The 21,412-nt window shown below is 50.4% G+C and carries 19 protein-coding genes; 5 read left to right on the top strand and 14 right to left on the bottom strand.

Going from position 1 to position 21,412, the window contains the following annotated elements; genetic code table 11:
- Window positions 1-103: 103 nt before the first annotated feature.
- From OXB_RS07650 to OXB_RS17905, 4 genes are all read right to left on the bottom strand, one after another.
- Entirely contained in the window at window positions 104-814 is a 711-nt protein-coding gene (locus OXB_RS07650) for a WecB/TagA/CpsF family glycosyltransferase (protein ID WP_041073190.1), read from the bottom strand.
- Complete coding sequence (locus OXB_RS07645; protein ID WP_041076444.1) at window positions 811-2,118, bottom strand: nucleotide sugar dehydrogenase; 1,308 nt, start codon at window positions 2,116-2,118, stop codon at window positions 811-813. Before OXB_RS07645 ends, OXB_RS07650 begins: the two co-directional genes overlap by 4 nt.
- A 79-nt stretch (window positions 2,119-2,197) precedes the next feature.
- A complete protein-coding gene (locus tag OXB_RS07640; RefSeq protein ID WP_052483908.1) occupies window positions 2,198-3,355 on the bottom strand; it encodes a S41 family peptidase in 1,158 nt (385 codons plus the stop codon).
- Window positions 3,356-3,838: 483 nt separating this feature from the next.
- On the bottom strand, window positions 3,839-4,912 hold the full coding sequence (locus tag OXB_RS17905; protein ID WP_052483907.1) for an S-layer homology domain-containing protein: 1,074 nt from the start codon (window positions 4,910-4,912) through the stop codon (window positions 3,839-3,841).
- 196 nt (window positions 4,913-5,108) lie between these two features.
- Here OXB_RS17905 and OXB_RS07630 point away from each other — a divergent pair, with 196 nt between their 5' ends.
- Window positions 5,109-5,474, top strand: a complete 366-nt coding sequence (locus OXB_RS07630) for an AbrB/MazE/SpoVT family DNA-binding domain-containing protein (protein WP_041073188.1) — start codon at window positions 5,109-5,111, stop codon at window positions 5,472-5,474.
- 5 nt (window positions 5,475-5,479) lie between these two features.
- The gene (locus OXB_RS07625; RefSeq protein ID WP_041073187.1) at window positions 5,480-5,770 is read left to right on the top strand and encodes a type II toxin-antitoxin system RelE/ParE family toxin; all 291 of its coding nucleotides are present in this window, start codon (window positions 5,480-5,482) and stop codon (window positions 5,768-5,770) included.
- A gap of 348 nt (window positions 5,771-6,118) precedes the next feature.
- On the opposite strand, the gene OXB_RS07620 is transcribed toward OXB_RS07625, so the two are convergent.
- The 9 genes from OXB_RS07620 to OXB_RS07580 all read right to left on the bottom strand — a co-directional run bounded on the left by OXB_RS07620 (window position 6,119) and on the right by OXB_RS07580 (window position 16,224).
- Complete coding sequence (locus OXB_RS07620; RefSeq protein ID WP_041073186.1) at window positions 6,119-7,069, bottom strand: nuclease-related domain-containing protein; 951 nt, start codon at window positions 7,067-7,069, stop codon at window positions 6,119-6,121.
- A 592-nt stretch (window positions 7,070-7,661) separates the two neighbouring features.
- Complete coding sequence (locus tag OXB_RS07615; protein ID WP_041073185.1) at window positions 7,662-8,579, bottom strand: DMT family transporter; 918 nt, start codon at window positions 8,577-8,579, stop codon at window positions 7,662-7,664.
- A gap of 346 nt (window positions 8,580-8,925) precedes the next feature.
- Entirely contained in the window at window positions 8,926-10,131 is a 1,206-nt protein-coding gene (locus tag OXB_RS18640) for a hypothetical protein (protein ID WP_158333661.1), read from the bottom strand.
- Between the two features lie 36 nt (window positions 10,132-10,167).
- Window positions 10,168-11,289 (bottom strand): polysaccharide deacetylase family protein, encoded by a 1,122-nt coding sequence (locus tag OXB_RS17900; RefSeq protein ID WP_052483906.1) that lies wholly within the window; start codon window positions 11,287-11,289, stop codon window positions 10,168-10,170.
- Window positions 11,290-11,368: 79 nt separating this feature from the next.
- Window positions 11,369-11,986, bottom strand: a complete 618-nt coding sequence (locus tag OXB_RS07605; protein WP_052483905.1) for a 3'-5' exonuclease — start codon at window positions 11,984-11,986, stop codon at window positions 11,369-11,371.
- A 118-nt stretch (window positions 11,987-12,104) separates the two neighbouring features.
- Entirely contained in the window at window positions 12,105-13,406 is a 1,302-nt protein-coding gene (locus tag OXB_RS07600; RefSeq protein WP_041073184.1) for an efflux RND transporter periplasmic adaptor subunit, read from the bottom strand.
- On the bottom strand, window positions 13,403-14,155 hold the full coding sequence (locus OXB_RS07595; protein WP_231860373.1) for a hypothetical protein: 753 nt from the start codon (window positions 14,153-14,155) through the stop codon (window positions 13,403-13,405). Before OXB_RS07595 ends, OXB_RS07600 begins: the two co-directional genes overlap by 4 nt.
- Before the next feature lie 1,144 nt (window positions 14,156-15,299).
- Window positions 15,300-15,749 (bottom strand): transcriptional regulator, encoded by a 450-nt coding sequence (locus OXB_RS07585; protein WP_041073180.1) that lies wholly within the window; start codon window positions 15,747-15,749, stop codon window positions 15,300-15,302.
- A 115-nt stretch (window positions 15,750-15,864) separates the two neighbouring features.
- Window positions 15,865-16,224 (bottom strand): hypothetical protein, encoded by a 360-nt coding sequence (locus tag OXB_RS07580; protein ID WP_041073178.1) that lies wholly within the window; start codon window positions 16,222-16,224, stop codon window positions 15,865-15,867.
- Window positions 16,225-16,416: 192 nt separating this feature from the next.
- Here OXB_RS07580 and OXB_RS07575 point away from each other — a divergent pair, with 192 nt between their 5' ends.
- The 3 genes from OXB_RS07575 (at window position 16,417) to OXB_RS07565 (ending at window position 21,239) form a co-directional block, all read left to right on the top strand.
- Window positions 16,417-16,866: a helix-turn-helix domain-containing protein gene (locus OXB_RS07575; RefSeq protein WP_041073177.1), complete on the top strand. Its 450-nt coding sequence runs from the start codon at window positions 16,417-16,419 to the stop codon at window positions 16,864-16,866.
- Window positions 16,867-16,938: 72 nt separating this feature from the next.
- The gene (locus OXB_RS07570; protein WP_158333659.1) at window positions 16,939-18,516 is read left to right on the top strand and encodes a hypothetical protein; all 1,578 of its coding nucleotides are present in this window, start codon (window positions 16,939-16,941) and stop codon (window positions 18,514-18,516) included.
- On the top strand, window positions 18,513-21,239 hold the full coding sequence (locus OXB_RS07565; RefSeq protein WP_041073174.1) for a DEAD/DEAH box helicase: 2,727 nt from the start codon (window positions 18,513-18,515) through the stop codon (window positions 21,237-21,239). Before OXB_RS07570 ends, OXB_RS07565 begins: the two co-directional genes overlap by 4 nt.
- Here OXB_RS07565 and OXB_RS18835 read toward each other — a convergent pair.
- On the bottom strand, window positions 21,233-21,394 hold the full coding sequence (locus OXB_RS18835; RefSeq protein ID WP_158333657.1) for a hypothetical protein: 162 nt from the start codon (window positions 21,392-21,394) through the stop codon (window positions 21,233-21,235). The genes OXB_RS07565 and OXB_RS18835 overlap by 7 nt on opposite strands.
- Window positions 21,395-21,412: the final 18 nt, after the last annotated feature.

Here is a 21,412-nt window from a genome sequence, read left to right as displayed (position 1 = left end):
AACCGTTTCGTCCTGCGTGGCGTTTTGTTATATGATATGAGGAAATTATCCTTACACTTTCGTATTCTATCATCAAGTTTACTAGATTACAAGTGGGTAAGCTTTATTTTCGGGCTAATATTTCCAACAAAAATTTCGGAAGGTTCATTTGCCGCTTGATGCGGCTTGGTTCTTTCAGCAATCGATATAGCCACTCCGCTCCGAATTTTTGGAAGATGGCCGGTGCGCGTTTAATGTTGCCCGCGAGGACATCGAATGATCCGCCGACGCCTTGGTAGAGGATCGGATGGAGGTTGTCCCGGTGCTGCTCGATCCACAGTTCCTGCTTGGGCGATCCCATGGCGACGAATAGGATGTCCGGTTGGGCGGCGTTGATCGTATCGATGACTTTTTGCGTATTTTGCTCATAGCCATCCTGTGTGCCGGCGACTTGTAGGGTGGGATAGGTTTCTATTAATTTGCGGGCTGCTTGTTCGGCAACGCCCGGTTTGGCCCCGTATAGAAAGATAGATTTACCGGTCCGGGCCGCTTCGCGGACGATGCGGTCCATCATGTCGACACCGGTGACGCGGGATTTGATGTTCCCTTTTTGCAGCTTCGACGCGAGAATGACGCCGATCCCGTCCGGAATTTGGAATTCCGCACGGTTCAGGAGCGCCTTCAGCTCGGGATCGTCTTTCGCTTTCATGAGCTTTTCCGGATTGATGGCGACGACAAGCGATTTCTTCTTGTCGTCGATGTTCCGGAACAGTTTCGGGATGAGTTCATCGTAATTTTCGGTGTTCACCTGAACGCCTAAAATCGTTTCCTTCATATAATAGGAAGTCCTTTGACGGATGATGATTTATGTTTGCCATCGCCGAGCTTGAAGAATTCGAAACCGGCCTCTTCCCATTTGACGCGGTTGAGGGCGTTTTTCGTATCCAAGATGAGTGGTTTCGGCGATTTTGTTTGGACGGTTTGCGGGTTAAGTTTCTTGAACTCCGTGTGGTCCGTCGTCAATAGGATGAGGTCGGCCTGGCTTGTCGCCTCGTCCAGTGTGATTGTTTGCGTCGGGTGCTGCAATTGCTTGATATGTGGGTCGAATGACACGACGTCCACGCCAAGCTTCTGCAATTCCTCGATCACTTTCGTGGACGGGCTTTCGCGCATATCATCCACATCGCCTTTGAACGCAAGGCCGAGGACGGCGACTCTGCCGTTTTCGATTCCGTGTTCTTTCAATAGGCTTTGCGCTTTTTCCGCTGTGAATTTCGGCATGCCGTCGTTCGTCAGGCGGGATTTCTTGATGATTTTTGATTCGTCCGGGTTTAATTCGACCAGGAACCATGGGTCGACCGCGATGCAGTGTCCTCCTACCCCTGGCCCCGGCGTATGGATGTTGACGCGCGGGTGGAAGTTGGCGAAACGGATCGCTTCCCAGATGTCGACATCAATCGACTCCGCAATTTTCGCGAGTTCGTTGGCGAATGCGATATTGACGTCGCGATAAGTGTTCTCCATCACTTTGACAAGTTCCGCGGTTGTTGCGTCTGTCAGGTGGATTTCTCCTTGGACGAACGTCTGGTACAGTTCTTTCGTCATTTCGGCCGATTCCGGCGTGATGCCGCCGACGATGCGGTCGTTATTGATAAGCTCTTCGAAGATTTTGCCCGGGATGACGCGCTCCGGTGAGTGGGCGACGAATAGATCTTCGCCTAGTGTCAGGTTCGATCGGCGAAGTTCCGGCAGCATGATGTTTTCAACCGTTTTTGGTGGAACTGTCGATTCCAAGATGACGAGTGCGCCTTTTTTCAGGTACGGAACGATCGACGCGGTCGCTTGTCGGATATATTCCAAATTCGCGGTATTATCCGGGTTGATTGGCGACGGAACGGCCACAATATAGACATCCGCTTCGACTGGCTCCGTGGATACTGTGAATTTCCCTTCGTCGATGGCGCGTTCGAGACGTTCTTGCAGACCGTTCTCTTCTATATGGAGTTGTTTGTTGGAAATCAGGGAGACTGCTCTTTCATTTATATCGACGCCATGGACTTGGACGCCGCTGTTGGCGAACATGACCGCTGTAGGCAATCCGATATAACCGAGTCCGATGACGCAAAGTTTCTTATCCATCATTTTCTTTCCTCTCTGTTAAAGGCTTAAAACATCTATACATTATAGCACAGTTGAAATGGCTATGCATGTCCATGAATCACTTGACGGGCTGGACCGTGATCGGCGTATAGGTCCCTTGCTTTACTGTGCGCCCTTTGTCGTTTTGCATACCTGGATGGATGACGAGTACATAGGATCCGCCCGGTTGCAGGTGCTTTTTCGGGATGATGTCGAGTGTATCCTTGCCGTTCGGTTTGGTCGTGATCGGCACTGCGACACCGCCCAATTTCACCAGATCCACTTTAGTGGACGTTTGACTGCCCGAAAAGTTCATCGGTTGTGTGAAATGGAGATGAAACGTTTTGTTCATAGGCACGAGTTGCGGGCTCGGGACCTGTTTATAGTTTTGATTGGCAAAACGGGTGTTCAGGAGCCGTTGGTGCATCGTAAACAGCTCTTGACCCGGGCTTGTCTTGATTGTCGGAATGACGCCTTTTTTATGGACCACCGTCCCTTTTGGACCAGTGAAATGCCCGGTCGTCAGTTTGAGCGCACTGCCGTCATCAAATTCGAAGAACGACTGGATGCTCCCCTTTCCTTTTGTCGTCTCCCCGACGATGACGCTGGCGTCCTGGTCTTTCAGCGCGACTGCGACAATTTCAGAAGCGGACGCGGAATAGCGGTTGACGAGGACGTAGGTTTGTTGCGGGAATTTGACGGTGGATTGGACCGGTTTGAATAGTCGGCTACCGTCGCGCGTTTTTAATTGGTAGGCGTTGGTGGCTCCTTTGAAGAAGCCGAGCAGCTGTTCCGCGCTATCGACATAGCCGCCACCGTTGTAGCGGAGGTCGATGATCAGTTCCGTCGCCCCGGCTTTTTTCAGCTTGTTCCAATGAGCCGTGACTTCCTTGCCGAGATTAGCCGGGAAGGTCGGGATTTTGATATACCCCGTATTGCCGTACATCATATGGGAGGTGATTTCCGGGTTAGCGTTGGCGACATGCGAGACGGGTGCCTCCCCTACCGCCGCGATATATGTAACGTACTCCTCCCGTGTAAGATAGCGGGAATATTCATCGAGCGCGTTGATCACTTCATCCACGGTTTTCATAGAATGCAAGGTTTTCGGGATGTCGCCGTAGTAGTAGGTTTCGACAAAGTATTTGACATCATCGAGTTTCGAAGCCTCGGTGACGGCGGGTGTGAGTAGAAATAGTGTGATGAGTGCAAGGATTATTAGCTGAATCCGTTTCAAGGTGATCTCCCCCTTTCGCTAGTGTGGCTCTTAGTATGACTATACCCCAAATCGGATGGGAAGAGGCGGGATTTGGGGATTTTTTTGTAGAACCCGGGATGCCAGGTACGGCCACATTTGCGAGAATCGTGCGAATGGTGTCCATACGTGGCACCCCGTGTACGGCACGGCAAAAACGTTTCGAGGCTAACACGGTATGTTATGAAGTAGGTTGGTAACGTTTTGAGGTTCGAGTGATTCGTTGGACAGTGGGTGCAAAACGTTGTGAGGTTTGGATGCTATGTTGCTAAGTTGGAGAGGGGCGTTTAGAGGTTGAGTCGTTATGTTGGAAGGCATATCAAAAACATTTCGCAGTTCAATTGGAATGTTGTGAGGTTCACTATTTTGAAGGTGGAAAAGGAACCAACTCCGGATTGGATTTCGGAGTTGGTTCCTTTTTCTCTCGTAAAGGGCCGTGAGGCTCGGAGGTTGATTTGACCCGGATTATTTTTTTGAGAATTGGTGGACCCAGTAGGTGGTGCCTTGGGCGTTGGTGGCGTAGCCGGAGCCGATGTGGGTGAATTTGGCGTCCAGGATGTTGGCGCGATGGCCTGTTGAATTCATCCAACCGTCGACGACATCGGCGGGTGATGTGTAGCCCATGGCGATGTTTTCCCCGTAGGCCGTCCACTTGTAATTGAAGCGGTTGAGCATGTCCTCAACGGATCCGTAGGTTGGCGAGGTGTGGCTGAAATAATTGTTTTTTGCCATGTCTTCAGCTTTGGCCTGCGCAATTTTAGATAACGCTGGGTCATGCGTCAGTGCTTTGAGGCCCTGTTTGGCTCGTTGTTCGTTGACCAGGCCGATTGTTTTCGTTGCGTTGTCGGCTGGTTGGGCGACAGGCGGTTGGGTGATCGGCTTGGACGTTTCGATATACAGTTTCTGCGCCTGATCGTAATGGATGAGGCCCTTTTCACGCTTGGCGTCGAACTCCATCGCCCGTTGGATGAATGCCGCCATATGGGCACGCGACAACTGGTCATTCGGTTTGAAAGTGCCGCCCGGCGGTGTCGTCGTGATGCCGAGCTCGGCGATGGTCGTGATGTATCCGTAGTACTGGCTCTGTTTCGTCACGTCGCGGAACCGAATGAAGTCATTGTCGTCCACGGTGATTTCATAGCCGAGCGTCAGGATTTTTGCCATCTGGCCACGAGTCAACGGATCATTGGGCCGGAACTTATCCGCGTCATTGAAAATGCCCCGCTCGGTCAGCGCCCGGATGTAATCATATGAACCATGCACTGGGCTGACGTCCTGGAAACGCGGTTTGAAATTCGTGGACGGGGTGGCCCCGATCGCAAGCGCCACGATCTTCGCCGCCTGCGCCCGGGTGACGGGCTCGTTCAAACGGTATGTGCCATCCGGGTACCCATTGATGAGCCCCTGCGCCGAAATTTCATGGATGGCCTCAAACGCCCAATGACTCCGTGGCACATCCGAAAACGAGGCTGCTTGGGCGAATGTCGGTGAGACTACTAGAGTGAGAGAAAGCATGACAGTGGTGAGTAGTTTTTTCATGAATTCCGCCTCCTTTTCTAGTAGTATACTATCCTTTTAACTCCGAATGCCAGGAACGACCAGATGCTCTGGAAGGAGGAGATTTGGAAAATAGAATTCTGTGATAGTGCATTCTTGGTTTCTTTGTTATAATGATTTCAAAGAAAGTGGTTTCATCTGAGCATTTTTTGCATATACTATTAGGGAGGTGGCCAATATGTCCACGATTTCATTGGAGCGTGATCAAATGGAACGTAAAATTATCAGCGTTTCACAAAAACGTCAGATTACATTGCCTTTGCCTTTCTATAAACACCTTGATTTAGGTAGTGAGGTAGAATGTTCTTTAGAAGACGGGGCAATAGTCATTCGTCCTTTGCAGAATAACACTATGGAATTTTCTGTTGAGCTCTTAAAGGATCTAGTTTCCCAAGGATTATCTGGTCAAGAATTGGTTAAACAATTTGAAGCAGGGAGTAAAGGAATTAAGAAAGCCGTCACATCATTATTAGAAGAAGCAGATTCAATTGCCGCTGGCGAAAAGTCTTCCGCTTCTTTTGATGACATCTTTCGGACTGAGTAACTCATATGTACAAAGTTCTTTTTACATCCGCAGCTGAACGCTACTTTAAAAAACTCAAAGAAAAAACGCTTAAAGGCGCCTTTGAAGAGGCACTCTTAGCACTGAGTGAAAATCCTTACCTCGGAAGTCCTAAACAAGGTGATTTGTCAGGTATTTATGGTTATGATGTGAAATATAAAGGCAGCTCTTATGAGATTGCTTATACGATTTATGAGGCAAATGGCAAACAAGTCGTTGTTTTACTTGCTGGTACGCGTGAGAACTTCTACGATGAATTAAAGCGTTATTTGAAGTAGCCCATAAGATTGGGCTGCTTTTTTCGTTGGTAATCAGAACTTGATGATTATGTTAACTGGTAGGTCGGGGGGCTTGAGTGTTGGGATGTTGGGGGAAAACGTTGCGAGGTTGGACGGTATTGTTTTGAGGTGTAGCCGGAGCGTTGTGAAGTTTTGGGGAGTTGTTTCGAGGTGCAGCGGGAACGTTCCGAAGTTTGGGCAAGTTATTGCGAGGAAAGTCCAAATTGTTTAGAGGAATGGTATAAACGTTGCGAGGCTGAGACTGAGCGTTGTGATGTTCTAAAGAACAGGATAGAGGAAACCCGCCTAAGATTGGGAATAATAGAGATGAAAAAAGAAGCGAACCGGTTAGGTTGGCTTCTTTTGATTTTTCCGCAACGGCAAGATGTAATCCCAAGTATAGACGGTGCCTGGCGGTTTGCCGGCCCGTTTGAGACGTAGCTGACGGAACACGATGCTGGCGGCGGAGGCGGAGTTTAATTCCAAAAAGTATTTCAGTTGTCTATTCCGTAATGTGGGACTGATGAGCAAATACCAGTCTGCGACAGCTTGTTCGAGGGCGGAATCGCCGGGCTGGCCGCAGATTTCGCAGAACCAGGTGCGGCCCATTTTCCGCGTCACTTCCCCGTTGCATTCGAGACAAAGGACGCCCTTCTTTAATTCTCCCGGGGCAATATTAAATCGTTCGCAAGCGGTTTTCCGTTTCCATCTGATTTGGCTGCGGAATAGGGTTTCGGCGATGGTTTCCACTTGCTGTTCAGTCAGTTTGTCCCCTTCTTGATTCAACAAATTTCGGATATGGCGGGGCAGCTGTTTGGCATATTTGAGTGTCGTGGATTCAGGAAATTCCTGAATTTCCACGTGTGGATTTGCCATAATCAGGATGGGTTCGATAGGTAAAGGGAACTGTTTCTGTTTGAACCACATTTCGAGGCCGGCTTTCGCTCGGTCCAGTTGGTGTAAAATGCAGTCGAACTTCTCAACTTCGCCGTCCGCGGAGGTTTTTATAGTTTTACCGGACTGTTCATCGAATTGGACAGTTCCCGCGTAATGTTTGATTTCCAGCAGGATGGCTCGGGATGGCGTCACGATGAGGGTATCTAGTTGGATGAGGTACTGGGGATTTACTTCCAATGTGAGATCGCGCAGGATTTTTGTTCCTGGTGGGAAGGCGACTTCACGTAGGATCCGGTCGACGATGAGTTCGCCGGAATAGCCAGCTCTGGTTTGGTAGAGCTTGGTTGCTAGGGATTTGTGTTGTTGATGGTGTTCAGGCAATCGGACAAGTAAGCGTTGCAATTGGAGCAGGTCTTCTGGCGGTTTGCGAGTTGTTTGTATAGGGACTCCCTCCTTTTATCTGAATATTTATATTTTAATAGATTCATGCTGGAAAAGCAAGAAGTTCGGAGGCGTTTTCTGACTTGTTTTGCCGTTTTTCGACATACTTTAATACGATTCTATATTATCTTGTTACGTTTTTATCGGGCCTCGAAACGTTTCTAGCAAACTTTGAAACATAGCCGAGCCGCTCCACAACGTTTTTCCTGAACTTCGAAACGTTCCTACCCTACTTCACAACACATTCAGCGAACTTCGAAACAAGCTTGGGCCACCTCGAAACGTTTCCACCAAACTTCGAAACGAGTCAGCCCTACCTCATAATGTTTTCAACGAACTTCGAAACGTTCTTGAACTACCTCATAACATTTCCATCGTACTTCGAAATGTTTACGGGCCACCTCGCAACATGTCTACCAAACTTTAAAACGAACCCGATCTACCTCGCAACGTTTCCACAAAACTTCGAAACAAATCCTTCCCGCCACATATCATTTCCACTGAACTTCAAAACATCCCCCACAAAAAAACCGAATCGTCCCCATACCTAGGGTTAATTCGGTTCGATTAATTCTTTTTTCGCTTTCCGTTTCTTCCATAAGTCCTCGGCAGCTCCAGAGCCCAAGATGACACCTGTAATGATTAGAATTAGCCCGATCAAGTGGCGGATCGTAATAGATTCGCCTAGGAAAAGGGCGGAGCCGAGCAGGGAGAAGAGGGTGTTCAGGTTGATGAAAATGGCGGCTTTGGAGGGGCCGACTTGGCCGACGGAATAGTTGTAGAGCATATGTCCGACGGCGGTTCCAAGGATGGCGCTGGTCACAAGGCCGAGCCAGAAAACAGGCGGAACGGTGGCGAATACGCGTATTTCTCCAGGCTCTTGGATCAGGCTGATGAGGAAGAGCATCAGGCTTCCAAATAAAAGCATGTACGCGGTGAGCAGGCGCGGGTCCAGTGTTTTCGCAGCTTTGGCGATGACCAGGAATGAGAGCACCTGGGTTAGGATCGCTATAAAAATGAAACTATCACCTAGCGCGAGGCCGCTTACGCCGCCGCTCGCGAGTACGACGGAGCTGACACCGGCGAGACCCGAGAGAAGTCCGAGCCATTGGATCTTCGATGGATAGTTTCGTAGAATGACTGCGACGGAAATGGCGGTCAGGATCGGGCCTGTCCCGAGTATGAGTCCGGCGTTGGTCCCGGTTGTGCGGACGAGGCCGATGTTCAGGAAATAGTGATGCAGGACGACGTTTAATAGAGAGCCGAGCAGGACGAATTTCCATTCAGCACGCGTCGGCAGTCGGACGATTCGAAAGGCCGACAGGATGATGAAGACGGTGATGGCGGCCAGGAAGATTCGTAGACTCGTCATCGTGACCGGGCTGACGACGGTGACGAGGTATTTGAGGAGCGGCAGGTTGAATCCCCAGATGACCATGGCAATGGTGAGCAGGCTATATATTTTCCACATGGGGGCTGTCCCCTTTCCAGTTTTGTTGTTCTATTGGTTGATTATACAGGAAAGGTGGGAGCTGGGGATGGTGAAATTGCTTGGAGGTGATGGAAGGGCGGGTAGTTTGGAGAGCTTCGGATATACTTGGCAAGGCTTTTGCGGGGGTTCGAAACGTTTCTATCAAACTATGTAATGCTTGTGGGCAGCCTCGAAATGATTTTGCTGTACTTCACAACGCTTGCGCGTGACCTCGAAACGTTTCTATTATACTTCGAAACGCTTATGCACTGCCTTGAAACGGCTCTATCATACTTCGAAATGCTCACGCACTGCCTCGAAACGGCTCTATCATACTTCGAAATGCTCACGCACTACCTCGAAACGGTTCTACCATCACATATAACCTCAAAACGTTCCTTCCACAACCGGGGAGTGAGATTAGGACGCTGGGGTAGTACCTCGAAATGTTCTTGGCCCGCTTCGAAACGTAAACGCGGCACTGTGAAACGTTTTCACCGTACCTCACAACGCCCAAGATTAACCTCGAAACATTCCCGCCCCGCCTCACAACGTAAACGCGGCACTGTGAAACGTTTTCACCGTACCTCACAACATCCAAGATTAACCTCGAAACATTCCCGTCCCGCCTCACAACATAAATGCGGTACCGTGAAACGTTTCCACCGTACCTCACAGTGCCCAAGATTAATCTCCAAACATTCCCGCCTCGCCTCACAACATAAACGCGGTACCGCGAAACGTTTCCACCGTACCTCACAACGCCCAAGATTAACCTCGAAACATTCCCGCCTCGCCTAACAACATAAATACGGCACCGCGAAACGTTTCCACCGTACCTCACAACGCCCAAGATTAACCTCGAAACATTCCCGCCTCGCCTAACAACATAAATACGGCACCGCGAAACGTTTCCACCGTACCTCACAACGCCCAAGATTAACCTCGAAACATTCCCGCCCCGCCTCGAAACGTAAATGCGGCACCGTGAAACGTTTTCACCGTACCTCACAACGCCCAAGATTAACCTCGAACCATTCCCGCCTCGCCTAACAACATAAACGCGGTACCGCGAAACGTTTCCACCCTGCCTAACAACGCCCAAGATTAACCTCGAAACATTCCCGCCCCGCCTCGAAACGTAAATGCGGCACCGTGAAACGTTTTCACCGTACCTCACAACGCCCAAGATTAACCTCGAAACATCCCCGTCCCGCCTCACAACATAAATGCGGTACCTTGAAACGTTTCCACCGTACCTCACAGTGCCCAAGATTAATCTCCAAACATTCCCGCCTCGCCTCACAACGTAAACGCGGCACTGTGAAACGTTTTCACCGTACCTCACAACATCCAAGATTAACCTCGAAACATTCCCGCCTCGCCTAACAACGTAAACGCGGTACCGCGAAACGTTTTCACCCTGCCTAACAACACCCAAGATTAACCCCGAAACATCCCCGTCTCGCCTCACAACATAAACGCAGCACCGCGAAACGTTTCCACCGTACCTCACAACATCCAAGACTAACCTCGAAACGTCCTTGCCCACCCCACCCAACGTAAAAAACCGCCACCAGGCGGTTTTTTACAATTGAACATCCTTATGGAAATTTTGTACGACATGTTTTTCAGGTTCATACTTCTTAATCACATACCCTTGCCCTTGAAGCCATTCAATGATAGCTGGCAGGGCTTTGGTGGATTGGCTGCGGTCGTGCATGAGGATGATGATGTCGCGGTCGCCGGATTTGTAGGCTTTTTCGACACCGGTTTGGACGTTTTTGACGATGGCGTCGGTTTGTTTATCGGTGTATTTCCAGTCGTTCGAGTCGACGTCCCAGTCCCACATTTTGTAGCCGTGTTTGATGAGTTCCGTGCGCATGGCCGGGGTGACATGTGGTTTGCTGCCGTATGGGACGCGGATCAGTTTGGCTTGCTGGCCGGTCATCTTCTCAATGAGACGGGATCCTTCGTTCATTTCCGCCATGAAGCTTTTGGTTGATTTGTAGACTTTGGTTTTGTCATGGGTCATGCTGTGCGTGCCGATGTAATGGCCGCCTGCCGCAGTCGCTTTGACGATTTTTCCATTGTTCTTCATATGTTTGCCGAGGAAGAAGAAGGTTCCTTGGACGTTGTGTTTTTCAAGTGTTGCCGTGTTGAGGGTCGTGAATTGATTCGGTCCGTCGTCGAAGGTCAGGTAGACGTTCGCTTTTACGGACGGTTTTTGATTCAACCAAGATTGGATTTGTTTTTCGTAGTCCGTGTGGGACATGTGTTGGTAATCGTCCCGGTAGATGCGGAGCGTTTTCTGTTTCGGGAAGTATTCGATTTTGAAGCCGAGCTCTTTGGCAATATAGGTGACGGTGATGTACAACTTGCCGTCGACTTCGGTGATCGGTGCTCCCTTTTGTTCCACTCCGTCCTTCGCCGTCCGTTTCGACTTGTAATCGTAGCTGAGGTCGAAGCCCCGTTTGCGGATATGCATGGCGCCGCCCTCTTCGGATAGTGGCAAATACAAGTATTTTGCGATATCCGCCAGCGGGACTTTCGTATTGTTGTCGATGACGCGTACGTCTTCGATCGGCAGGAGCCGATCATGCAGTCCGACATGGCGGTCGTGTTTCGTTTCTGCCGCCTCGCCCGTCATCGCTCCGAAGACGATATTGATGACGAAGGCGAAACAGATGGCCCACATTTTTTCTTTCATTTCCTAGCCCTCATTTCCCATTCATTTCTTCCATCATAGCATTCTGGCCGGACTGGTAGAATGGGATTTGAGAACTTTTTTAGACAGTTCGGCTGTAGCAATATTGATAGATGGCGGCCGTCGCCAGGCAATCTCCGATGGCGTCGTGTGCGTCGTGTTCCAGTTGGAGGAATTGGGTCAGTGTCGTCAGTTTGTGGTTCGGTATTTGCGTGATTGTCTTTCGGGCCAGTTTGACTGTGTCGATCACTTTGTATTGCGGGATTTCGATGCCCTCGATGCTGTCGAGCGCGTACAGGAAGCCCATATCAAAGGAAGCATTATGGGCAACGATCGGCAGGTCTTCTATGAATTCCAATAACTCCGGCACCTTCTTTTCGATTGTCGGGGCGGATGCCACCTTTTCATTTGAAATGCCTGTTAAACCGGTGATGAAATCGGAAATATGGCGTTGCGGGTTGATGAAAGTGTTGAGCATGTCGACTTGTTCGTGGTCCTTATATTTGATGGCCCCGATTTGGATGATCCGGTCGGCTCCCGCTCGCAGGCCCGTTGTTTCGAAGTCAAGGACGACATAATCTTTTGCCAAAACGGGCGAGTTCGTATATTTTTTATCCCTCGCCGCTCTCCTGGCCCCCCAGTTTTGCTGTAATGGCTTTTTTTCTAATAAATCAATGGCACGTCGGCTTGCATTGGTCATCTTTTCACATCCTTTTGCTGGAAAATACTCTCGCTGCTAACTGGTATTCTTCCTATTACCCTTTTTTCCTCTTTCTTACCCCTTTAAGAGAAAGAAAATCCCCGCATAAGGCAGGGATTTACCGTTTGAGAATCATAGACTCGACATAATTCCGCCAACCGAATGCTTTCCATTCCGATTTGGTCGGGAAATCGGACGGCATCGGCAGGAAGATGCGCGGTTCACCTTTGTACTTCCGGAGTGGTTCCGCGGACACGACGACATCCCCTACTTGGAGACCTTGTGTCACGACGGCATTGTTTTTCCAACTGAACGGGGTCGTGACTTCCACTTTTGCAGCGAAGCCTTCTTCGTCAATCACCCAGGTGGCCGCTTGGTCGTTCAGCTTGTCCACAAGCCATCTGTCTTTCACGGCGATGGAATCCGGCGCTTCATTTACTAGGACGATTGCATTCATATTGACTCCGAACGGCGTCGATTCCATATCCGTTTCGGCCAGAATCCGAACTTCGTAGTAAGCGAGCGGATTTTTCACTTCTTTAGGGTCGAGTGTTTGGTAGGCATCCAGCCAACGGTCCGGATTGGCAGGCGTTTGAGCTACGGATAGGACGTTGCCAACCACCGCAGTTCCGAGGTCGCCCCCTTGGAGCATCACCCGGTCGCCCTGCTCGATCCGTTTCCATTCCTGATTCGTCGCATAGGTGACGACCACTTTCTGTGAACTGTAAATATCGACCGCAATTGTGGAACCGGTCCGGATTACATGGGAGACGACCCCTTCCACCGGGCTGACCAGTGCTGGACGGGACGGGTTTTGCGCCAGCTGCGTCTCCACGACGACAAGTTGCCTTTCGATATCCGCCAATTCCTGATCTGCCGCGGCGATGGCTTGTGCGTAGGAACCATCCTGTTTGACATCGACTTGCACATCGACATTCCAGCCTACCTCGACACTTGCATCTTCATTGCCCTCTCGGGTGCTGTCCGATCTGCGGACATTGGACGTGCTGTCGGATTGTGCCGAATCCCGTTCCGATTCGAGCGAGTTCATCAAGCTGAGTACGGCCGCCTTTTGCGACATGAGCGCTTCCCGTTCCGCCTCCCAGACAGCGCGCTGGCCTTCCGCGCGGACGGTTTGCAATGTTGCAATTTCATCGCCCGGGTAGACATAGTCGCCTTCCTTCACTTCCCATGTGTCCACCACTTCGTCGTCGCTGACATAGACGGTGTACACTTCCGCAGGGGCGACCAGTCCCTCCTTCGCCAATTTTTCACTATGCTCCCCGCTCGTCATACGTTCGGATTGGCTGACGTAGATCGTCTTCGGGATGACACTTTTCGACGAATAGAGCAAATACAGATTGCATGCCAAAAATGCACTGACGGCGATTGCGACAAAAAGATTCATCGTTCTGTTCATTCAACGACACCCCTTCCCACAAGCGAGTGGAACCATTCCTCGTACGGGATGAAACCGACCGCCGCCGTCAGGAGCGCCATCGCCACATGAAGCCCGATGAGGACCGGCAGCATCCGATACCAACCGTTTTCGCTCGGATAGGAGCGGATGAATCGGTATTGGATTCCGATGATCAACGCGCCCATCACGGTCAATTGATTTAGGAAAAAGATAATGTACCAGTTGTCGAGAAACGTGTTCGCGAGCGGGCCGAAGGATAGAAACGATACGGCCGCCGTCTCGCCTTTCAATGCGAAGACGGTGAAGACGAGCAATTTCTCGATCAATAATATGCCTGTTGTCAGCAATTGCAGGGGCAACAGCTGTTTGAAGGGGATCGAGGTGATCCGGTGTAATATGTATGCGACTCCCCAATAGTGGAAGGCCATGTACAGGATGGCCCAGAGCAGGATGCCGATCAGCGAGGCATAACGGGCCACTGTATAATCGGCTGTCGTCATGGTCGAGAGCAGCGCTGTCAGTTTTTCCGTGTTCATTCCCCATACTTCGCGCGTCGCGAACAGCAACACGCCGAGTACGAAAACCGCCACAACCCGTTTCCGAAATCCGCGCATCGTGGAAGTTTGCAACTGCTCCGCCAATTGATGCGAACTTGCCAAGTATCTCCAAAATCTGTAATCAAAGAACATGCCATGATCCCTTCCTGCTGCCAATGGGCTGAAATAAGTGTGTTCGTTCAATTTATCCATTACTGTCATTCTAGCAAAATATGCGGGATTTGCAACGTTTGACGGTTGGAAGGGGTGCTGGTGGTTATAGGGGTTTTGGGTCAATTTTTCATATATTGGAGGCATGGGACGGTTTTGGAGCAGCAAACTTCAGGGAGTTTTTATCGTTTGAATTTTTGCACTCGACTTGTTTATCATCCGAGTTAGTTGGCTATCCTATTTATAGAACACGATTCCCGGGAAATCCCCCCCTTTATTTCCCGGGAAATCGACAAAGGGGCGATTTCTTATGAATAAACACGAAAAGTCCATCCTCACCTGGCAGGATTTTCTGTTGGGTTTGACAGGTTCTATGATATTTGTAGCAGTCTTGCATTTTTTGACGAGATGAGGCAGGGGCGTTGGGGTGTGAGTTTTGGGCGCGGGAGACGGCTTATGGGCGCGGGGCGCGGAATTTGAGCGCGGAACGTCGACTTTTGAGCGCGGGAGGCGGTGGTTTGAGTGCGGGGCGACGGCTTGTGGGCGCGGGAGGCGGTGGTTTGAGCGCGGAACGTCGACTTATGGGCGCGGGGTGCGGGATTTGAGCGCGGAACGTCGACTTATGGGCGCGGGAGGCGGTGGTTTGAGCGCGGGGCGTCGGCTTATGGGCGCGAGGCGCGGGATTTGAGCGCGGGACGTCGACTTATGGGCGCGGGAGACGGTGGTTTGAGCGCAGAACGTCGACTTATGGGCGCGGGGCGTCGACTTATGAGCGCGGGAGACGGTGGTTTGAGCGCGGAACCCGAATTATGGGCGGGGCAGACACAAGTATAAGCGCGGCAGCGGCAAGTATGGGCGCGCAGTTTAAAATATGGGCCCTGAGCGACGAGGTATCAGCCGTTGACATCATATATCGGCACTTGAGACGAGGTATCAGCCGTTGATACAGGATATCAGCACTTGATCTATGTTATCAGCCATTGCAACAAATTATCATCGCCTGAACCGAATTATCCGCGCATGACGTGTGCTGTGAATACGAGGCACTAAGACATGAGCTTCCCTAGCTCCTTCTATAATTCCCCCCTATGTAACGGAAGCAATCTCCCCATATTTCATTACAAAACAAAACACCTACCGTTTTAAAATAAACGACAGATGTTTTGTCATGGGCTGATTTTCAAGGTTACTGCATTCCTTCCGTCAGTTCGTTGAATAGTTGTTTGTCATGGGTTTCGAGTGCGTAGTCGATCATGCGCCATTTGTTCTCCATCTCCAAGTATTCGATGATTCCTTCCGCTTCTTTCGTCACTTCTTTCGGCATCACGGAATCTGTTGCGATTTCTACCACCCCCTCAAGAATTGTGGACAAGTGAACGTGGATATCTGAGATGAGGAGCAGTTGGTAAAGCGGCAATCGGATGAAGCGGCTGCCTCGCTGGAAAACGAAGATTTCTCCCAGGTTTTCGACTTGCAGGCTTTTCAAGTTGACTACGATTTCCTTGCCTTCCGACGGTATGAACTGGAACACTTCTTCTCCCTTAATGATGGAGAAGTATTGATATGCAAACACAAGACGTAGACGAAAATCCTCTTGGCTCATCAGGAACGGTTTCATACGTTGAACGGTAAGCATCTTTCTCCCCTCCATTATCGAATATTCCGATTATTATTATTCTATCACACTTACGTCCTTTATGTGAATGTAATCGCTTTCAATTATTCGATTCGCCAGGGGCAGGAAAAGGGGTTCAGGTTTTCTCTTCTATTCTATGCTGCGGCGGCCGTTCCATGACATATGACATTTGTTTCGGCAAGAAATCCCACTGCAAGGTCGATAGCATTTCAAAAATCCATCGATGGCCGTCGCCAGCGCTCCCGCTTCTTCGCTGGAACGTAATTTTGTCGTTTTCCAAGTCCAAGGCGACCAGCTGAAATTGAATTTTGCCGTTCGATACCGGACTGATGTACATCATGTTTTCCTCCGGAAGGAAAACCACATTCACCCCGGGCAGCATTTCTCTGAAAAGCCGGGCGCGTTTCCGCTTGCATCCTCTTTTAATCTCCAATAGACTTCTTAAATTCGGTACATACAGCTCGAACTTTTCCAACTTCTCACTCCTCCTCTTTTTTATGAGTAAAGTATCAATTTAAAATTAAACAAATATACCTATCATTCTTGCACTAATTGGATAATTTTATCGCAAAACCAACAATTCTTTGATTCCAGAAAACAAATCGTTGGTTTTGTCACTCCCTTCCCCTTTCTTTCGTACGGTTGGGAAAAAAGGGGAGTGTAGCTAATGCATTTCGGACAACAATTTAGGGAGTACAGGGAAGAGTATATTCATATACGACAGAAAGAAGCTGCTTACAAGTTGAACATCACGCCGGAAACCTTATCAAACTACGAACGGAATGAGCGTGGGTTTCCACAGGATTTGATGGCGGTCGCCAAAAGGGTTTTTGACATCCCGGATGATTATTTTCTCGCTATGGTCTTGGGAGACCCTTTGAAATCCGTACGTGCGGACAAAGAGGACCGGGCCCTGCAGACCAATGAATTGAAAGAACGCTATATGGATAGTTTTATCGACAGACATCGACAAATTTTTGAAGACTCGGCCGAGCTACGGGAATTCGTTACATTGCTCGCCACTTTAACCGAAAAAGATCGCCGCGATTTCTTGAATGTGAATAAAAAAATGTTGGAATTGATTTTTAAGCGGGACAAAAACCGGGAAGCGGATTAAGTTCTTTTACGGACCGCCCCAAAAAGCGTTATAATGAAAGGAATGCTTTTCTTAGGGAGTGGTCCGATGCACATGACCGTTGAACGTGTTTCCTATTTACACGAAAAAGAAATTGAAACTTTCCTCGATGAAATCAAACATGCCCTTCGCCCCGACGTTCCGGGGGAAGCGCAGGTGATACGACGAGCCACGTCCCATGTCCGGCGCAACGTGGTAGGCCCTTATCGGTTCACTGCAACGCCCGGTGAAATCACTGCGGCTATAAGGGAGGAACCGGGGCCGCAAGAGGTCCTCCTGTCCTTTCCGAATATGGAGGCGACTTGCACTTGCGGCGAGCCCGGCTGGTGTCCCCACCGGATTGCTGTCGTTTTCCATCTCTTTTCCCAGTTCCATTCGATTACGGACTGGCTGCATGAATGGCGGGAGATGGAGACGGCGCAAATGAGCTTATCTGTATTTGACCGGACGCCCGATGCGTGGATCCAAGTGTTATCCCGCTTGACCGCCCCGCTGCGCCACATCGAATTGAATGAAAATCCCGGAGTTTTCATTCACGAAAGCAATTTGATCGAACAAAAAATGAAGCCGCTCTCCCCTTTCGAATGGGAGTGGAAGCCGCTTTTTGAATTATATTACCGGCTCCATTTGCTCGATGCCGCCTGGCCGTATCTCGCCGGCCATCTGAGAGGCGATAACCTGTCCTTTCATTATGGAAAATGGTATGTGAAAAACTGGCTGACAGAGCAGATGGAAAAACTGCAGGACTCCGTGCACTCGATCGGTTCGAAACCGAAGCTGTTCGAGGCGGACGTATTCCATGAGCGCTTGAAAGAGATGGTCCGGGCATTCGCCTTATTCAATGAAGGACTGCTCGATGAGCGGTTTTACGTGTACCGCCTCTTTTGGCAAGGGCTTTTCATGGAGACCACTTCCCGGGAGGCCGAGGTGACGATCCTGCAAAATTACGGGACGGAGGAATCCCGTATGTTCACCGCTTTGTTCCATCTGCTGCAAGGCAGGCAGGATAAATTGGAACAGGCGGTCGCTCATATGGAGACGGCCCAAGTGCCGATCTGGCTTCCCTTGGCGGATTTGGCCGAAGAGGAAGAAGAGATCGAGTGCCTGACCACCATCATGCGGGCATTGCTTCCTCACCTTGGCGACTTCGTCAACCATGCGGACGACTATGCGCACCATTCATCCTTCATCCGCCATTTAGACGGTTTATTGGAAACGGCCGATTTCCCTGATGCGGATCGGGAAGCGCTTTTCTTGCAATACGGCATGGCGGGCGTCGACATATACGCGGATTTCCTTGTGGAGAGCAACCGGTTTACCGAATGGGCCGCTTTGATGCATCGATTCCGCGTCACCTATGAAGAGGCTGAAGTGGGCGGCCTGAAGATTGCCTTGGCTGAAGATCCCGCGACCGTCCTTCCCCTCCTCCATACTTATGCCATGCAATTAATCAATGAAAAGAATCGGCATAGCTATCGTTCCGCTGTCCGCATTTTCAAGAAAATGAAAGCGGGCTCGAAAAAAAGCGGAAAAGTTGAATTCTGGAACAAGTATATCGATACCGTGCGCGAGAAATACCGCCGCCTTCGCGCATTGATGGAAGAAATGGAGAAAGGGAATCTGAACATATGAATGAAACATTAAACCTTCTATTCCGCCTATCCATCCAGCAGGCGGATCATCGTCTTTTTTCCATCTCTGCAGAAGATCCGGATGGTGTCCGGATAGCTCCCGATCGACTCGCTTCCTATTTGTTCTTTCATCAAGAGCAGTCCTTGTTCGGTCTGCTTGCCGACGTGACGGAGGATGCGGTCAACGTCCGACCGGATCAACTGCTTTCGATTTTTTCCCGTTTGCATCCGTTTGTGACGGTGGAAGGGATGACCGAAATCGACAGCCGCCTTCTCGAATCCATCCGCGAAGCGGCGACAGCCTGGTCGGATGGCGATGTCTGGACCCACGCGGAGCTGGAAGACGGCAAGCTCCGGTTTCGTGATGGAGTATCGGAGGAAGCGGCATCCCTTCTTGTGCTCGCAGTCGATAGCAAACTGGCGGACCTTGGCATCCATTCCGAGCAGTTGGCCACCTTGCTGCCCCATTTGCAGACGTACGGCTGGCCCGATGAATCACCTGAAGATATGTCGGTCCGCGTCGCCTTCCGTTTGACCGAACCGGAAATGGATACGGATTCCGAATGGTTGCTTGAAACCGTCCTTGTGAGCGAAAGGGGATCGCACTGGGTACCTGCAGTCCGCAAGAAAGATGCGCCCATCGGGGATGCCCTGCCGGCGAAATGGAAGCCGTTTGCGGAGGATATTTTAAAAAGGCAGTCTGAAATGGCGTCTTTCCTCCGTTCGGTGGACGTCTTGCCCGGTGATCGGTTCCTCTCCTTCGAGATGGCGGATAGCGATGTCCGGCTGTTCATTCAAAACGATTTGCCGCTCTTCCAGACGTTCGGCTTCCCGGTCATCCTTCCGGCTTGGTTGAAATCGGTGACCGAATCGAAAATGCGGATCCGGACGAACGCAGGCGTCACTTCGTTTAAGTCGGCAACGGGACTCGATGAAGTGCTGTCCTTCGATTGGAGTTTTTCGCTCGCCGATCGGGAAATCGACCGGGAAACCTTCCGCAAGCTCGTCGACGAAAACCGGGAGTATATCCGTTCGGGTGACGAATGGTTCCATATCGACCCCCAATGGCTCCGGAAAATCCGGGAATTGATGGACCGGGCGGATGCCGGCGAGTGGACCGTGAAGGACCTGCTGTTCCAGGACGTGCCGGAGGAGATCGTTCCTATGGAAGACGAAGACCTTTTGGATGATCCTCTTTTCGCTTTCACGATGGAGAAATCGCTGCGTCATTACATGGAGATGCTCTCCGATAAGAAAGGGTTGCCTGAAGCGGCTATCCCCGAAGACTTGCAGACGGATCTGCGTCCGTATCAGGTCGAAGGCTACAACTGGCTTGTCTTCATGCGTGCCAATCAATTCGGGGCCTGCCTTGCAGATGATATGGGGCTCGGAAAGACGGTCCAGCTTATCACCTATTTGCTGAATGTCCATCGGCAGCAGCTTTCGGATTCCCCGTCATTGATTGTCTGCCCGACGAGTGTGCTCGGGAACTGGCAGAAAGAGATTGAGCGCTTTGCCCCTTCCCTTTCCGTCCATACGCATTACGGGCCATCCCGTGCGAAAGAAGAGGATTTCAAGGCTTTATTGGAAACGAAAAAACCGGATGTCGTGCTGACGACGTTCGGAACGGCCTCCCAGGACGGTGAGATGCTAGCCGAAGTCGAGTTTGCCAGCATCACACTCGATGAAGCCCAAAATATTAAAAACATGCAGACGAAGCAATCAAGGATGATCCGCAAGCTCCATGGGCAGCATCATATCGCTTTGACCGGGACACCGATTGAGAACCGATTGTCCGAGTTGTGGGCCATTTTCGATTTTATCCATAAAGGGTATTTCGGCAGCTTCCGCAAGTTCACGGACAACTTCATCATTCCGATCGAGCGGGATGATTCTGAATTGGATAAACGGAAACTTCGTGCGAAGATCCGTCCGTTTTTATTGAGAAGAACAAAAAACGATCCCGAATTGCAGCTGAATTTGCCGAAGAAGCTCGAGCAAAACGAATATTGTCCGCTGACTGCCGAGCAAGCCGCCTTATACGAGAGCTTCCTTGAGGAGACGAAATTCAAATTGCAGACATTGACCGGCTTCGAGAAAAAAGGGTTGATTTTGAAAATGCTCAGCCGGCTTAAGCAATTATGCAATCATCCCGCTCTGTTCCTAAAAGAGCCTGCCGCCCCGGCAGAACAGCTTCTAACCCGATCGGATAAGCTTGAACGGATCGTCACGATGGCCGCTGATATTGCAGGAAATGGCGAACAATGTCTCATTTTCACGCAATACATCGGAATGGGTCAGCTGATCCGCCAAAGTTTATCGGAATTGCACGGCATCGATGTACCGTTTTTGACGGGCAGCATGCCGAAAGGACAGCGGGACCATCTCGTTGCGGCCTTTCAGAACGGCGAGTTCCCCGTATTCATCCTGTCATTGAAGGCAGGAGGGACCGGTTTGAATTTGACACGGGCGAACCACGTCCTACATGCGGACCGTTGGTGGAACCCGGCTGTCGAGAACCAGGCAACCGACCGGGCATACCGGATCGGGCAGACGAAGTTCGTCCATGTCCATAAATTTGTGACCATCGGGACGATCGAGGAGAAAATTGATAAGATGCTCGCTGAGAAAGCGGAACTGTCCGCCGAACTGATTCAATCGAGCCAATGGTTGACCGAGCTTTCGGATACCGAGTTGGAGGATCTGCTATCCTTCGATCAATGACGGCGGGCGAGCGGGATTTTATGTACAGTGGCTGTCCTGCCTTTCCGTCTGTCGTCCTCCAAGTGACCGATCCGTTCATTGAGGTTTGCGATGATGTTGATCAATTGCCCGATTTGCAGTTCCATCCGTAGAACTTCTTTTTCGATAGTACGCATTTGACACACCCTTTCATA

This window comes from Bacillus sp. OxB-1 (genome assembly GCF_000829195.1).
GTDB lineage: Bacteria > Bacillota > Bacilli > Bacillales_A > Planococcaceae > Sporosarcina.
The sequence above is the reverse complement of the archived record's forward strand: the minus strand, read 5'-3'. Positions and strand labels throughout refer to the sequence as shown.